This is a genomic window from Parapedobacter deserti, assembly GCF_042646065.1.
GTDB lineage: Bacteria > Bacteroidota > Bacteroidia > Sphingobacteriales > Sphingobacteriaceae > Parapedobacter > Parapedobacter deserti.
Genome location: NZ_JBHRTA010000016.1, coordinates 186,159 through 201,638, shown reverse-complemented (window position 1 = coordinate 201,638; position 15,480 = coordinate 186,159). Strand labels below are relative to the sequence as shown.

The window sequence follows — 15,480 nt, the reverse complement described above, 5'->3', positions numbered from 1 at the left end:
AAATGCTAACAAAATACCATGAACTATCAGATTGCATCACTGAAAGAAATAGCCGATGGTGGAAAAAAAGTAGGTAAGCTTCCCTTCTCCATCCGCATACTGCTCGAAAATGCACTGCGCAACCATGATGGGTTTGCCGTAACCGATGAACACATAGACACGCTGGTCAACTGGAGCCCCACCGGAACTGACAAAGAGATTCCGTTTAAGCCGGCCCGTGTGCTTATGCAAGATTTCACCGGTGTGCCGGCCGTCGTCGACATGGCCTCCATACGTGCAGAGGTAATCCGCAAAGGCGGCGACGGCAGTAAGATAAATCCGGCTATACCTGTTGACCTTGTTATTGATCACTCCGTGCAGGTGGACTACTTCGGAACCGACTATTCGTATCAAAGGAACGTAGCGCTGGAATACGAACGCAATGCCGAACGTTACCAGCTGCTAAAATGGGGGCAACAGGCCCTTGACAATTTTACTGTCGTGCCGCCGGGTATGGGCATCTGTCATCAGGTAAACCTTGAATACCTGGCGAAAGGAGTGATTGTCCGCGACGGCTGGGCGTTTCCGGACACACTGGTTGGAACGGATTCGCACACCCCTATGGTAAACGGCATTGGCGTGGTAGGTTGGGGTGTGGGCGGCATCGAAGCAGAAGCTGCCATGCTCGGACAACCCATTTATTTTACTTGCCCACAGGTCATCGGACTGAAGTTGAACGGAAGGATCCCGGCTGGATGTACCGCTACGGATATGGTGTTAACCATTACCAAACTGTTGCGTGACTATGGTGTGGTGGGCAAATTCGTTGAAGTTTTCGGAGATGGGTTGGATTACCTGAGTGTTACCGACCGGGCTACTATTTCCAATATGTCGCCCGAATTCGGGTGTACCATTACGTATTTCCCTATTGACGACCAGACGCTAGATTATATGCGGCGTACCAACCGGTCGGACGAACACATCTCGTTGGTAGAAAACTATTGCAAAGACAACCTTCTGTGGCGAACAGGCAAGGAAGATATTACGTATACGCATGTACTTGAATTAGATCTGGATACGTTACAACCTACCGTTTCAGGTCCGAAACGGCCGCAGGATAAGATATTGGCAAAAGATCTACCCGTGCAATTCAGTAACCTGATGGAAAAAGACTACCAACGCAGGTATGCCCCAATAAAAGGCCGTCAGGAACAGGCATGGCTCTCGGAAGGTGGCTCAGGTAGTGCCTTCACTTTTGAGGAACGACCGGTTTCAGACGACGTCGCTGTTGAAACGGATGAAATACGCTCTGTACGCGTAAAAATAAAAAATCAGGAATACATCCTCAGTGATGGCAGCATCGTAATAGCAGCCATTACCAGTTGCACCAATACCTCAAACCCGACGGTGATGGTGGGAGCCGGATTGGTTGCCCGCAAAGCGGTGGCCAAGGGACTCCGTACCAAATCGTGGGTGAAGACCAGCCTTGCCCCCGGCTCCAAAGTGGTAACCGAGTACCTGCAACGGGCCAACCTGTTGGAAGATTTGGAAGCGCTTCGCTTCCATACGGTGGGATATGGCTGTACCTCCTGCATCGGAAACAGCGGACCACTGCCGCCGCACATCGCCGAAGCGGTGGACAAGGGCGACCTGGTCGTGGCATCTGTACTTTCCGGCAACCGTAATTTTGAAGCTCGGGTGCATCCGCAGGTCCGCATGAATTTTTTGATGTCACCTATGCTCGTAGTCGCTTACGCGCTCGTAGGCCGGGTAGACATAAACCTGCTCAGTGACCCTGTAGGTTACGATCCGAATGGCAATGCCGTTTACCTCAGCGATATATGGCCAAGCCAAGATGAAATTACAGATACGATCAACCGATGCATGCGACAGGAAGATTTCAAGAAAGTCTACGATGTCATCTTCGACGGGGGCGATGACTGGAAACAGCTTACAGCGCCGGAGGGAAAAAACTTTGTGTGGAACGAACAATCAACTTATGTCCAGGAAGCACCTTTCTTCAAAAACATCTCTACAGCGCCTCAGCCCACACAGGATATCACCGGCGCCCGTGTATTGCTTTACCTTGGAGATTCTGTCACCACAGACCATATCTCGCCTGCCGGTTCATTCAAATCCGATTCGGCCGCCGGTCAATACCTTATCTCGAAAGGCGTGGAATTTAAAGACTTTAACTCTTATGGCTCCCGCCGGGGCAATCATGAAGTAATGATGCGTGGCACGTTTGCCAACGTACGCATCCGCAACCGAATTACCGATAGAGAAGGTGGATACACAACTTATTTTCCCACTGGTGACACGTTAGCGGTATATGATGCAGCCATGCGGTATGCCGACGACAGGACACCGCTCATCGTATTGGCGGGTAAAGAATATGGCAGTGGTTCCTCACGGGACTGGGCGGCGAAAGGTGCCAACCTGCTCGGAATAAAAGCAGTCATTGCCGAGAGTTTTGAGCGCATACACCGCAGCAACCTCGTTGGAATGGGGGTAATCCCGCTGGAGTTTCCACAAGGAGAAAACGCAGCATCCTTGGGATTGGATGGGACAGAATCTTTCGACATTTCCGGCGTGTCGGAAGGCTTGCACCCCTTCAAATTCTTGAACGTGAAGGCTACCAAAGCAACTGGTAAAATTATTGAATTCCAGGCAAGGGCACGGTTCGATTCGGCCATCGAAATCGAGTATTACCGCCACGGCGGGATACTTCACTATGTACTACGGGGATTCCTGAAGACCTGATGTCAAGGTCTTCAGGAATTATCCCTGAATGCATTCCAGCCCTGTGCTTTGATGGGATGTACCTTTCCCGACTTCGATATTAATTCACAACCGGCAGACTTTTCGGTGATGTATCCGATTACGCTGATATCCGGTTGATTTTTTATGCGATCATAATCGGCTTGCTGGATCGTAAAGAGCAATTCATAATCCTCTCCACCATTCAAAGCGCATACGGTCGGATCTAACCCGAATTCCCGCGACGTATCATACGTCATTGGATCTATCGGTATCTTATCTTCATGCAGTTTACAGCCTTTATCTGAGGCATGGCAGATATGCAAAATTTCAGAAGCCAAACCATCCGACACGTCGATCATCGCCGTCGGCTTGACACTTAAATCGGCCAGCAATTGGACGATGTCCTTACGCGATTCGGGCTTCAGTTGGCGCTCTACGACATAATCTTTTCCTTCCAGATCCGGCTGTATGTTCGGGTTTTCCAAAAATATGCGCTTTTCACGCTCCAACAACTGCAAGCCGACATACGCTCCACCTAAATCACCGGATACACAAAGCAGATCTCCCTCCTGCGCGCCGCTTCGATAAACGATATCCTCCGCCGCCGCATGCCCAATACTGGTCACACTGATTACCAAGCCCTGTGCGGAAGCCGATGTGTCCCCACCAACCAAGTCGACATGGTACTTTTCACATGCGAGCAATGCCCCCGAATAGAGCTCTTCGACGGCTTCAAGCGGAAATTTGCTTGACAAGCCTAAAGAAAACGTAATTTGTGAAGCCACCCCGTTCATGGCATAGATATCGCTAAGGTTAACCTGTACCGCCTTATAACCTAGATGTTTGAGCGGTACATACCTTAAGTCAAAATGAATCCCCTCTAATAGCAGGTCAGTGGAAACCAAGGTCTTTTTACCGGAAAAATCCAGCACAGCAGCATCGTCTCCGATCCCCTTCACGGTAGTAGGCTGTTTGAATTTTACAGCGCTGGTAATGTGCGCTATCAGCCCGAATTCACCTAAGCTTTCCAGGTTTGTTTTCGCTATATTGTCAAACATATTCTTTCTTGCAAGCTTTTCATTCAACTTATCAATAATCCACTTGGTCGCTACTAAAGCCCCAACCGTTCTGATATTTCCAGCATCCGCTCGATCGGGCGCTTCGCGCGCGCTATCACGTCCGCCGGCAAATCGACTTCAGGAAGCTCGAATTTCATGCAGTTATACAGCTTTTCCAACGTATTCAGTTTCATATACGGGCAGTCGTTGCAAGCGCACGCATTGTTCGGTGGCGCCGGTATGAACGTTTTCCCCGGACTGGCTTTCTGCATTTGATGAATAATCCCGCTTTCAGTTGCAACAATGAAGGTATCCGCAGTATTTTCTTTAGTATATTTCAACAAGCCGGATGTCGAACCGATGTAGTCTGCACCATCCAGCAGTTCTTTCTCACATTCCGGATGTGCAATGAATTTGGCTTGTGGATAACGTTCCCGAAGTTGCTGTATGCGTTCCTGTGAAAACAGCTCATGTACCATGCATGCGCCGTTCCAGAGCACAAGGTCACGTCCTGTCTTCCGTTTTACATAATCACCTAGATTTTTGTCAGGTCCGAAAATGATTTGTTGGTCGGGCGGCAGGCTTTCCACGATTTGCACCGCATTACTGGAGGTGCAGACAATATCACTTAGCGCTTTTAGCTCGGCCGTACAGTTGACATAAGTAATGACAATGTGATCGGGATACCGGTCTTTGAATTTTGCAAATAGATGCGGTGGACAACTATCCGACAACGAACATCCGGCCTTAAGATCCGGAAGCAGCACCTTCTTCTCCGGTGACAAGATCTTGGCCGTCTCGGCCATGAAGTGAACACCAGCAAAAACTATGACATCCGCATCCGTCTTTGCGGCCTCCTGAGATAGACCTAAGCTGTCGCCGATGTAATCGGCAATATCCTGAATTTCGGAGTCTTGATAATAGTGGGCTAAAAGAACCGCATTTTTCTCCTTTTTTAGCTTGTTTATTTCCTCTACCAGATCAAGTGTCGGATCGATTGGTTCGTCGATATAACCTTTCGTGTCTAATTCGGTAAGATAAGCATTCATTTGTGAGTGATCTCCTTCGGTAGGCCGCGCACATTCATTGTTCGCTTCACCATATGCAAAGATAACTAAACAAATTGACTTGTTTCCACGATTCGAAGGTGCTCAATAAGTAATAATACTTTTTTAAATAACTTGTTTTATTGTTTATTAGGGTGTTGGTTTTGTGAGAAAATGATGCCGGAAATTATTTGATTTGTTATTTCTGACTTTTTCTTAACAACTTTTTAACATGAAATTAACTAATGAAGGCTGATTTTCAAGGGATTTTATTTTTCATTTTTTGTTTTTCACCAGTAGCATGTTCACTGTTTATTGTCGGTTATTTGTTAATATTGCGGCGGATAAGTGGGGATTTTTTGATGCGCGTTGTTTAGAAGTTGTGAAAGAGTACTTATTGAGGAACTTTTCATTTTTATTCAACGGTTAGTTTACACGTTATTCACAACAATGCACACGTGTTAAGCTGTTCTTTTTACCGGTTTATTTTTTGCTATGCATCACGTTGATTTTTTAGTTATTGGTTCGGGAATAGCCGGTTTAAGTTTTGCGTTGAAGGCCGCGAAACACGGGAAGGTGATGATTATTACCAAAGCTAACGAAGACGAATCAAACACCAAGTATGCACAAGGCGGCGTAGCGGTTGTTGTGGATAAGTCTGACTCTTTTGAGAAGCATATTGCTGATACACTGTTGGCTGGCGATGGACTTTGTGATGAGCTTGTTGTGGAAAACGTTGTCCGCGAAGGTCCGTTGCGTATACAGGAGATCATCGACTACGGTACACATTTCGACAAAACGACGAGCGGCATGTATGATTTGGCAAAGGAAGGGGGGCATTCCGAACATCGGGTGTTGCATCATAAGGACATTACCGGATTTGAGATTGAGCGGGCTTTGCTTAGTAATGTGCACGGAAATCCCAATATAGAAATACTGACCCATTATTTCGCCATCGACCTGATTACACAGCATCACTTAGGCGCGTTTGTGGACAAGAGTACACCGGATATCACCTGTTACGGCGTATATGCGCTCAATACAGTGGATAATCGTGTGGAAAAGGTGCTTAGTAAGATGACGGTGATGGCATCCGGAGGGGCGGGTCACATTTATTCGAGCACTACGAATCCTGTCATCGCTACGGGAGACGGGATAGCGATGGTTTACCGCGCTAAGGGGAAGGTTCGTAACATGGAGTTTATTCAGTTTCACCCAACAGCCCTTTATAATCCCGGCGAATATCCTGCTTTCTTGATTTCGGAGGCGGTCAGGGGCTTTGGTGGGGTGTTAAAGAGAAGGGATGGGACGCCATTCATGGAGGGGTATGACGCCAGGGCATCCTTAGCACCACGGGATATAGTGGCAAGGGCAATCGATTCGGAGATGAAGAAGTCGGGGGATGATTTTGTATTTCTAGATATCACTCACCGGAGCAAGGAAGAGATTTTGAAGCATTTCCCAAACATATATGCGAAATGCCTTTCGATAGGCATTGACATGTCAAGGGATTATATTCCTGTTACTCCGGCCGCGCACTACCTTTGCGGCGGGATTATGGTAGATGAGTGCGGCCGGTCTACGATCCAGCATCTTTATGCCTGCGGTGAATGTGCTTCGACAGGTCTTCATGGTGCTAACCGATTGGCGTCCAACTCATTATTGGAGGCAACTGTGTTTGCACATCGTATATATACCGATGCGGTTGAACGGATTGGACAGATGGCGTTGCCTCCAGATATTCCTGATTGGGATGATTCGGACACAGTATTATCAAACGAAGACATTTTGGTCACACACAACCTTCGGGAAACACAGAAGGTTATGAGCGATTACGTAGGTATTGTACGCTCCGATTTCCGTCTGGAACGGGCGATGCGGCGGCTCGGGCTGTTATATGATGAAACGGAAAGCTTTTATAAGAATACCAAACTTTCTGTGAAGTTGTGTGAATTGCGCAATGTGATTCAGGTGTCTTATTTAGTGATTAAGGCTGCGATGGCAAGAAAGGAAAGCCGGGGATTGCATTACACGACGGATTATCCGCAACGGTCTGAGTTGCGCACGGACACTATATTTTGATGACTAAGGTCATGCTGGTGATTGGAAATTGTGGCATTAACCACTGATAAAGGACAAGGATCATGGCGTTAATACTTCCGGTTAACGGAATTTATCCCACCATAGGCGATGAATGTTTTATCGCGGACAATGCTACGTTGGTGGGTGATGTGGAATTGGGCGACCATTGTTCGGTTTGGTTTAGTGCTGTTGTAAGGGGGGACGTGAATAGTATACGGATAGGGCGTTATACCAACATCCAGGATGGTGCCGTGGTTCATTGCACTTACCAGGCTGCAGCGACAGTAATTGGCAATCATGTAAATGTCGGCCATCAGGCGATAGTGCATGGGTGTACAGTGATGGATAGGGTACTGGTTGGTATGGGTGCTATTGTAATGGACCATGCGGTGGTGGAAGAATATGTGATTATAGCGGCGGGGGCCGTCGTGCTCGAGCGCACCGTATGTGAGAGCGGTTACCTCTATGCGGGCGTTCCTGCAAAGAAAATAAAACCTATTACGGAGGAGCAGCGCGGATTGCTTGATGAGCTGCCCAACCGTTATGTTATGTACTCCGGCTGGTTTTCCTGAGGCTTAGTTTGGCACGTTTAAGACCTCTTCTTGCTCCCAGTTGGCTCGGATAATAAAGGTCTTTCCGATATACCATACACGTTCGGGTTGGCGCCGTTGATGGACATCTCCGGTGTCCCATTTTCCATTGTTATTTGTGTCGTAAATTACCCGTATGGTGTATTTTCCGCCTGGAAACTGGCGAAATGGGATGCTTTGCGAAGCTGAGATCGGAACACTTCGGTAGATGACGTCCATTTTTTCGTTGATAAGCTGCACGAGATACTGGTGTGACGTGTCCGGGACCGTAACTTTCAGGACGATATCGCCAAAGTTATCCGTTTCGTCCAATGTAAACGAGTTATCCACGCTTTTGCTTTTGTCGCCGAAGAAGCCCCTAAAGGCGCCCTCTTCTAAGGTTAGTTGATAGTTCCGTTTCGGACGCCAATTATATCGGAGGATATAGCGGCGCAGGGCCGTGGTGTCTTTTGCGAGTTGGAAATTGGTTCTTGCCACGGAGTCTTCCAGAAGAATGATCTTGCTTCGGTCTATTGATTGTACGGGCGAACCCGCTGTCAGTTCGATGTGTTTTGTCCGCGTCACGCGGTTTCTATTGAGATTATTGGTGACGATGAAATCGCGGTCATATTTGTCGTTGCGTCCACGCCGCATTGTCACTGAATCGAGCAGGACGCCATTGTCCGAAAATTTTACCTTTAACGAATCAAATGTTAGATCACTTAACCAAACGGTGGCTGAGTCTCTGTTACTGGTATACTCAATGATTTTATCGGTATCGAGGTTAGACGGGGAGCTGATTGTGATCTCAGGATTTTCCAGTGGTTTATTGAAGGCGAATAGCACCTTTCCATTGGATTCAATCTTCCGATCAAGCAGTCGGAAGTCCCGTGGGATGCCACGGGACAGTTCGATGAGGATTCCTGCGGTGTCACGGTTAAGCACGATCGAGTCATTGAGGAAGCCGATCGATTCACCCGGAGCATTATAGATTCGGTCGTTGTTTTCTTCTTTTAGGCCGTAGATTCGGTACGTGTCTTCCCGAAGGTAGTTCAGCCTGAAATTTCCTGCGGTGTCCGTCAGTGTGAATATGTTTGCTTTACGTTTGCCGAAGATGGAATCCTGTCGTGTGGGTATAAGCATTACTGTTATTTCCTTTTCTGGCAATTTGGTGAGTGCATTTATTACTCGCCCTGATATGGAAAGGGAATCAATTACATCTCCGGTGGAGAAGACGTAGCTATAATTCAGAATTGGATTTCCCTCGTTGAAATCCCCAATCGATTTGCCGAAGTTTATAGTATAGGTTGTATTCTCTTCAAGAGAATCCGGCAGGGCGATTTCAATGGTTTTTCGCTTGATCCTCGGATTTATCGGTTGTTCGATGTCTGGCGAAACGCTTATTTCTTTTAACGGATTGGACAGCTTAATGTATTCATCAAATTCAATAATGATTTTTTCCGCATCGAAGTTTCGCGTCATGTTCGGTGGCAACTCGCTGATGATTGTCGGCGGGATGGTGTCTTTCGGACCGCCTGTAGGCTGTTGCATGCTTGCGCATTGCCATGTAAGCGAAATCAGGGTAATAAAAAAGAGTTGAAAAAGCCATTTTGGATTTAAGATGCTTTTTAGCCGATATGAGCGCTTTTTTGATTTCGGTGAATCTGTCATCGGTCGGGGTTAAGAAAGTGCGTTATATCCAAACTATGGAGGTCGCCTTGTTTTTAGCTTAATTATTTGTAAATCAATAAGTTAAGACATATGTATCATTAAAACAGAGATATCCGAGGGCGAGACGCCGGAAATCCGGGTTGCTTGACCTAATGTACGTGGTTTCACCTTTACTAATTTTTCACGAGCTTCTTTGGAAAGGGAGACCAAGGAGCTATAGTCAAAATCCGGATTGATTTCTTGATCCTCCATTTTTCGCATTTTGTTTACGATATCCATTTCCTTTTCGAAATAGCTGTCATATTTTACTTTGATTTCTGCTTGCTCAATTATCTCCTTATCATATCGGTTGACCAATTCTGCAAACGGTGCATGCGCTTGTGCCACATCGAATATCGACACTTGGGGCCTGGTAAGTAAATGGAATAGGCGCGTCTTCTGCGTGATTGGGCTTGAGTGCAATTGGATAAGGATCGGATTCATATCTGCCGCGGTCACCGATTGTTTGCGCATGTAGTCCACGATCTCATCCGCTGATTCTACTTTCCGTTTCACTCGTTCAAGCCGTTCATCCGAAATCAAGCCCAGCCGGTGCGCAATTGGCGTAAGTCGTGCATCTGCATTGTCCTGGCGCAAAAGGAGACGGTGCTCGGCGCGTGAGGTAAACATACGGTACGGTTCTTCGGTACCTTTAGTCACCAGGTCGTCGATGAGCACCCCGATGTATGATTCAGATCGTTTAAGTATAAGCTCTTGCTGGTCGTTTATGCGTTGGTGCGCATTTATCCCCGCTATGAATCCCTGGCTCGCTGCCTCTTCATAGCCTGTGGTACCGTTGATCTGACCCGCAAAGAAAAGGTGCTTGATGTGATGCGTTTCCAGGGTAAGGTCAAGCTGCATCGGGGGAAAATAATCATATTCTATGGCATACCCCGGACGGTACATTTTTGCGTTTTCAAAGCCAGGAATTAAACGCAATGCATCTTGTTGCACATCTTCAGGCAGGGACGTGGAAAAACCGTTAACGTATATTTCGGCCGTTTTCCATCCTTCTGGTTCCACGAATATCTGGTGCCTGTCGCGTTCAGCGAAGCGGTTGATTTTGTCTTCTATTGAGGGACAATAGCGTGGTCCCAATCCCTTAATACGACCGGTGAACATCGGTGATCTTTCGAATCCCTTTTTTAGTGTTTCATGAACCCGTTCGTTCGTGTAGGTGATCCAGCAGCACCGCTGTTCGGCAGCGAGCGGAACATCCGTGAACGAGAAGCGTCCACGCTCCTCGTCACCCCATTGCTCCTCCATCCTACTGTAGTCGAGCGAACGCCCATCTATCCTCGGCGGGGTACCGGTTTTCATACGACCGGATTCAAAACCCAATGCGATGAGTTGTTCCGTTAGGCCTGTGGCGGCCTTTTCGCCTGTGCGGCCGCCTCCGAATTTTTTTTCACCGATATGGATAACGCCGTTGAGGAACGTGCCGTTGGTAAGTATTACCGCATCGCTTTCGATGGATATCCCGAGTGATGTCATCACCCCGGTGGCCTTTCCGTTTTTCACCACGATTTCGCGGACCGTATCCTGCCACATGTCAAGATTCGGCAAAGACTCTAGTTGAAGACGCCATTCTTCAGCAAAGCGCATGCGGTCGTTTTGCGTCCGCGGACTCCACATGGCGGGCCCTTTAGAGCGGTTTAGCATGCGGAACTGTATGGTAGTCTTATCAGCGATAATTCCTGAATAACCCCCCATGGCGTCTATTTCGCGAACAATCTGGCCTTTGGCTACCCCGCCCATAGCTGGATTGCAACTCATTTGCGCGATAGTCCCCATATTCATTGTGATCAGCAGCACCGAAGAACCCAAGTTGGCTGCAACCGCAGCGGCTTCACAGCCAGCATGCCCCCCTCCTACTACAATAACGTTATATTTTTTAAACATGATTTCGAAATTTTTGTTCCACGTGGAACACGAGACTTCCACTACGTTCCACGTGGAACATTTAATTATATTCGCTTAACTCAATCCAACGCTCCGATTTGGCATCAAGCTCTTGATTGAGTTTCGTTAATTCAGTTGCGATATCGGCAAGTTCGGTATGGTCCGTTATGTTATTTAATATCTCGGTCTGTTCCTGTATGCGTTGCTCCAAATGCATTATCTCCTGATCCAAGGCTTGAAACTCGAGGCGTTCTTTGTAGCTGAGTTTTATTTTCTTGGATGGTGTGGGAAAACTTTCGGCTATTTTAGGGGCTTCGATCGCTTTTACCTCTCGTTCTACTTCTGCCTGTTCCGATTTGTAGGCCGCATAGTTACCATTATAGATGGATACAGCACCGGCACCATCGAAAATAAACAGTTGATCGGTTAGCCGGTCGAGCAGGTATCGGTCATGAGATACCAGGATCAGCACTCCGCTGTAATTTAGAAGAAAGGCCTCAAGCACATTTAGCGTATCGATATCCAGATCGTTGGCAGGTTCGTCCAATATAAGTACGTTGGGGTTCTGCATCAGCACACGCATCAATTGGAGCCGCTTTCGTTCGCCCCCACTGAGCTTGCCTACTAAGCCGAATTGTTTTTCCGGTGGAAATAAAAATTGAGTGAGGAGCTGTGAGGCCGAGAGTGATTCCCCATTGGCCATCTTAATATATTCAGCTACCCCTTTGACAACGTCAATAACGCGTTCGTTGCCCTGCAACGCCAAACCTCCTTGCCGGTAGTAGCCGAAAACGGTGGTGGCGCCGACAGTGATTGCGCCGCTATCGGGCTGTTCGTTGCCAGTAATCAGGTTCAGAAACGTCGACTTACCGGTGCCATTGCGACCCGCAAGCCCGATACGGTCGCCTTTCTTGAAAACATAGGAAAAATTCCCAATGAGATGTCGGCCGTTGTAGCTTTTTGATATGCGATCAAGTTCCAGTATTTTGCCGCCTTGGCGGCTTACATTGACGCTGAGCTGGATCGTTTGGTTACTTTGCTGCCCTTTGGTTTTTTCCTCCAAGTCATAAAAAGCATCAATACGTGCTTTCGACTTGGTTCCCCGCGCCTGCGGCTGCCTGCGCATCCATTCCAGCTCCCTACGTAGCAGGTTGCGATTCCGTTCCAGCTGCATTCCTGCGGCCTCTTCGGCTTCTGCCCTCCGTTCGAGATAGTAGCTATAGTTGCCCGCATAGTTGTTTATTTTTCCGCGGTCTAGCTCGCGGATCTGCGTGCACACAGTATCCAGAAAGTAACGGTCGTGCGTCACCAGCAATACCGTCTTTTGGCCGCCGGTAAGCAGCTTTTCTAACCATTCGATGGTCTCAATATCTAAATGGTTTGTTGGCTCGTCGAGGATATAGATGTCCGGTTCATCAATGAGCAATTTAGCTAAGGCAAGACGCTTGCGCTGCCCACCCGATAGGTTGGCTACGCGTTGTGAAAAGTCGGCGATCTGCAAGCGGGTCAGGATGCTCTTGATATGATGTTCATATTCCCAAGCATTCAATGCGCTGAGTTGTTCAGTTAGCTCGGTGATCCGCCGGACATCTGCCTCGGGATCGGCTATCAGCTTCTCATAAGCACGTACAAGCCGTTGCTGCTCATTATCGGCATGGTAGATGAAATCATTGACTGTTGCATATTCGTCGAATGCCGGGTCTTGCGAAAGGAAGCCGATCCGGACTCCCCGTTCCCGTACGACGGTTCCCTCCACTGGATCTAGCTCGCCAGCAAGGGCTCGAAGCAAGGATGATTTACCCGCTCCATTGGGTCCGACGAGTGCAATGCGATCGCCCCTTTGCAAACCGAAATGAAGGTTCCTGAACAGCCACCTATCATGGTAGCTATGGCCCAGCCGCTCTGTTGATAATATGCTCACAGTTGATTTTTGATATGCTTCCAATAATATACACGAACACCGCCATGCTCCTGCTCCGCGGCCCTGTTCATTGCCTTCGCCACCCAGGCTGCCGGGACGCTACGGTACTTGGACAACCCGCCGATTAAGAAAGGGTCAATCACTGTGAATAACCCTTTGGCGAGAGATTCAGACCGCCTTTTTTCGGATCGCTTTCCGGTGATCAGCGACGGCCGGAAGATGTGTGTGCGATCCAGTCCTACCGCAACAATGTCACGCTCCATTTGTCCTTTCATCCGAAGGTAGAAGTTGGCTGAATCCGCATCAGCACCGACGGCTGACACCACGAGTAATGCCTTGGCCCCGTTCGCTTTAGTTAGTCTCGCCAAGGCAACTGGGTAATCGTGATCGATGCGGTAATATTCCTGCAGGTCGGGCGTCTTCTTGCGGGTTGTACCGAGGCAGCAGAATACGTCATCAGCCACAAGCTGGTCTTTTATTTCTTCAATTGTCTGAAAATCAGCAATTAACTGATTAATCTTGGCGTGTTTTATATTCATATCCCGACGGGCCACCGTGGTGACTTTCCCGTATCTAGGATTGTTTAGTAGCTCACGAAGGACATGCCTGCCTACTAATCCTGTGGCCCCGAATATGATAGCTGATTTTTGCACCGTCATTATTTTTGCAAAAATACGGAAAATTTATCGCTTCAGTAGTAGAGCCCCATATTCTGACAGAAGTCGCTTTTACGCTGTTTCGGAAAGGCTAACAGCTTAAATAGAGCTTAAAACTATATGATTATGTAATATGATCGTATTTATATCGTATTTTCATCGTATTTTGATCGAACCTAAACGATAAAAATACGATGATGTTACATCTGCTATACCGCTAGATGCCAAACTTAGTTCAACGTTATGTTAGATTTGGCTGGTTTCTATTTTTCTTGATGTTTGGAACGTGCTGGACACACGTGAAAGTTGTTGAAAAATACCCTCGTTACACCGTTCGATTGGCATTCACGGCCGCGAAATACGAGCTGCTAATAACGAGGGCTGGCTTCGGATTTTTTTGGCGCTGGAAATGCTGACGTCAGTTCAACCGGTGCGGGGCAATCAGATTGAACTTTGGGATGGTTACTTCAAAGAGGCTCCCGTCAAACTCCCGTAACATCTGGTAGGTGCCCATCATGGAGCCCATGTCACTTTTGAGGTTGCACCCCGAAACGTATTCGTGTTGTTCGCCCGGATCGATAACGGGCTGTTGGCCAACGACACCCTCCCCCGCCACTTCACGTCGGCTGCCATTTGAATCAAAAATGAACCAGCGCCGTCTCAGCAGCTGAACGCTATGGTCGCCAAGGTTTTCAATGGTAATTCTGTACGCAAACATGTAATGCTCGTTTTCCGGATTGGAGTATTCCGGCTGATACACCGTTTCAACAGAAACTTTTACGCCATCAGTTATCTGCGTAGCCATGTTGCATTTTATTTGCGGCCAAGTTACTAAATGTCATCCATATAAGAAAAGGAAAGGAGAAGAAATTGGGAGCATGAGTCCCATTGCCGTGGCATCAGGCGACGTGGCACACCGGTGCCACGCTTGTGCGCTTGCCCTTGCATCCTGGACGATGCGCAGGATGGCCGCAGCGGTACGGACATTGTCGTTGCTGGGGCGATTAATCAATGTATACTGTTTAATTCCGGTTTCCGCGGAATTAAACAAGCGGCTGTAGCCTAATATTTCCTACTTTTGTGCATGCCCTACGGAACATTGTACCTTCTCCCAGTGCCGTTGGCGGATGGCGCCGCCCCGGCTTCCTATACTCCCTATCTCATGCAGGTGATTAATACACTAGATGAGTACATTGTTGAAAACGAAAAATCTGCCAGGAAATTTCTTAAGCAAGCGGGATTGCAGCGGCCGCAAAGTGAGCTGATCTTGCATGACTACGGTAAGCACACACGTGGAAGGGAAGACCTTATGTCTTTTTTTTCAGGCTTGTTGGCCGGCAAAGATGTCGGCCTCATGAGTGAGGCGGGATGCCCAGGCGTCGCGGACCCTGGGGCGGACATTGTGGCTGAAGCACACCGCCGAGGCATTAAGGTTGCGCCACTGGTGGGGCCAAGTGCCATCCTTTTGGCATTGATGGCTTCGGGATTCAATGGGCAAAGCTTCGCCTTCCATGGCTACCTGCCTATAGATAAGGGCGCGAGGGCCAAGAAAATCAAGATGCTTGAACAGGTGGCCCAACGGGAAAAACAGACGCAGGTTTTCATCGAAACGCCCTTCCGCAATAACCAGCTGCTGGCCGAAATCGTGCGCACCGGCAACCCGCAAACGCGGCTGTGCGTCGCATGTAACCTGACGGCAGCCGACGAGCAGGTCATCAGCATGCCGCTTCGCCAATGGAGAGCAGGCCAACATGACTTCCATAAGAAACCGGCAGTCTTTCTTATCTTTTGAGA

12 protein-coding genes are annotated in these 15,480 nt (G+C 48.2%); 4 read left to right on the top strand and 8 right to left on the bottom strand.

The features are described from left to right. Nucleotides 1–18 precede the first annotated feature (18 nt). Nucleotides 19–2,742, top strand: coding sequence for an aconitate hydratase AcnA (gene acnA / locus ACFOET_RS06325; protein ID WP_379020711.1), 2,724 nt, complete (start codon nucleotides 19–21; stop codon nucleotides 2,740–2,742). Nucleotides 2,743–2,753: 11 nt separating this feature from the next. Here the strand turns inward: acnA and thiL are convergent, their stop codons facing one another. Then, nucleotides 2,754–3,800 (bottom strand): thiamine-phosphate kinase, encoded by a 1,047-nt coding sequence (gene thiL, locus ACFOET_RS06320; RefSeq protein WP_379020709.1) that lies wholly within the window; start codon nucleotides 3,798–3,800, stop codon nucleotides 2,754–2,756. 53 nt (nucleotides 3,801–3,853) lie between these two features. Further along, nucleotides 3,854–4,849: a quinolinate synthase NadA gene (gene nadA, locus ACFOET_RS06315; RefSeq protein ID WP_379020707.1), complete on the bottom strand. Its 996-nt coding sequence runs from the start codon at nucleotides 4,847–4,849 to the stop codon at nucleotides 3,854–3,856. Nucleotides 4,850–5,341: 492 nt separating this feature from the next. On the opposite strand from nadA, the gene nadB reads away from it, so the two are divergent. Both nadB and ACFOET_RS06305 read left to right on the top strand, forming a co-directional pair. Then, entirely contained in the window at nucleotides 5,342–6,928 is a 1,587-nt protein-coding gene (gene nadB, locus ACFOET_RS06310) for an L-aspartate oxidase (protein WP_379020705.1), read from the top strand. 62 nt (nucleotides 6,929–6,990) lie between these two features. Then, nucleotides 6,991–7,500, top strand: a complete 510-nt coding sequence (locus ACFOET_RS06305) for a gamma carbonic anhydrase family protein (protein ID WP_379020703.1) — start codon at nucleotides 6,991–6,993, stop codon at nucleotides 7,498–7,500. A gap of 3 nt (nucleotides 7,501–7,503) precedes the next feature. Here the strand turns inward: ACFOET_RS06305 and ACFOET_RS06300 are convergent, their stop codons facing one another. The 6 genes from ACFOET_RS06300 to ACFOET_RS06275 all read right to left on the bottom strand — a co-directional run bounded on the left by ACFOET_RS06300 (nucleotide 7,504) and on the right by ACFOET_RS06275 (nucleotide 14,698). After that, entirely contained in the window at nucleotides 7,504–9,048 is a 1,545-nt protein-coding gene (locus ACFOET_RS06300) for an Ig-like domain-containing protein (RefSeq protein WP_379020701.1), read from the bottom strand. 201 nt (nucleotides 9,049–9,249) lie between these two features. Continuing rightward, the gene (gene mnmG / locus ACFOET_RS06295) at nucleotides 9,250–11,109 is read right to left on the bottom strand and encodes a tRNA uridine-5-carboxymethylaminomethyl(34) synthesis enzyme MnmG (protein WP_379020699.1); all 1,860 of its coding nucleotides are present in this window, start codon (nucleotides 11,107–11,109) and stop codon (nucleotides 9,250–9,252) included. A gap of 61 nt (nucleotides 11,110–11,170) precedes the next feature. Further along, the gene (locus ACFOET_RS06290) at nucleotides 11,171–13,030 is read right to left on the bottom strand and encodes an ABC-F family ATP-binding cassette domain-containing protein (RefSeq protein ID WP_379020697.1); all 1,860 of its coding nucleotides are present in this window, start codon (nucleotides 13,028–13,030) and stop codon (nucleotides 11,171–11,173) included. Beyond that, nucleotides 13,027–13,689, bottom strand: coding sequence for an oxidoreductase (locus ACFOET_RS06285; RefSeq protein ID WP_379020695.1), 663 nt, complete (start codon nucleotides 13,687–13,689; stop codon nucleotides 13,027–13,029). Before ACFOET_RS06285 ends, ACFOET_RS06290 begins: the two co-directional genes overlap by 4 nt. A 415-nt stretch (nucleotides 13,690–14,104) precedes the next feature. Beyond that, a complete protein-coding gene (gene apaG, locus ACFOET_RS06280) occupies nucleotides 14,105–14,491 on the bottom strand; it encodes a Co2+/Mg2+ efflux protein ApaG (RefSeq protein WP_379020693.1) in 387 nt (128 codons plus the stop codon). 33 nt (nucleotides 14,492–14,524) lie between these two features. Beyond that, entirely contained in the window at nucleotides 14,525–14,698 is a 174-nt protein-coding gene (locus ACFOET_RS06275; RefSeq protein WP_379020691.1) for a hypothetical protein, read from the bottom strand. A 72-nt stretch (nucleotides 14,699–14,770) separates the two neighbouring features. Between ACFOET_RS06275 and ACFOET_RS06270 the strand changes: the two genes are divergently transcribed. Next, complete coding sequence (locus tag ACFOET_RS06270; protein ID WP_379020689.1) at nucleotides 14,771–15,478, top strand: SAM-dependent methyltransferase; 708 nt, start codon at nucleotides 14,771–14,773, stop codon at nucleotides 15,476–15,478. Nucleotides 15,479–15,480: the final 2 nt, after the last annotated feature.

Coding starts and splice junctions, on each gene's coding strand:
- ACFOET_RS06270 (WP_379020689.1), top strand. CDS start 14,771: ATGCCCTACGGAACATTGTACCTTCTCCCAGTGCCGTTGGCGGATGGC.
- nadB (WP_379020705.1), top strand. CDS start 5,342: ATGCATCACGTTGATTTTTTAGTTATTGGTTCGGGAATAGCCGGTTTA.
- apaG (WP_379020693.1), bottom strand. CDS start 14,491: ATGGCTACGCAGATAACTGATGGCGTAAAAGTTTCTGTTGAAACGGTG.
- acnA (WP_379020711.1), top strand. CDS start 19: ATGAACTATCAGATTGCATCACTGAAAGAAATAGCCGATGGTGGAAAA.
- ACFOET_RS06285 (WP_379020695.1), bottom strand. CDS start 13,689: ATGACGGTGCAAAAATCAGCTATCATATTCGGGGCCACAGGATTAGTA.
- nadA (WP_379020707.1), bottom strand. CDS start 4,849: ATGAATGCTTATCTTACCGAATTAGACACGAAAGGTTATATCGACGAA.
- ACFOET_RS06305 (WP_379020703.1), top strand. CDS start 6,991: ATGGCGTTAATACTTCCGGTTAACGGAATTTATCCCACCATAGGCGAT.
- ACFOET_RS06300 (WP_379020701.1), bottom strand. CDS start 9,048: ATGCAACAGCCTACAGGCGGTCCGAAAGACACCATCCCGCCGACAATC.
- thiL (WP_379020709.1), bottom strand. CDS start 3,800: ATGTTTGACAATATAGCGAAAACAAACCTGGAAAGCTTAGGTGAATTC.
- mnmG (WP_379020699.1), bottom strand. CDS start 11,109: ATGTTTAAAAAATATAACGTTATTGTAGTAGGAGGGGGGCATGCTGGC.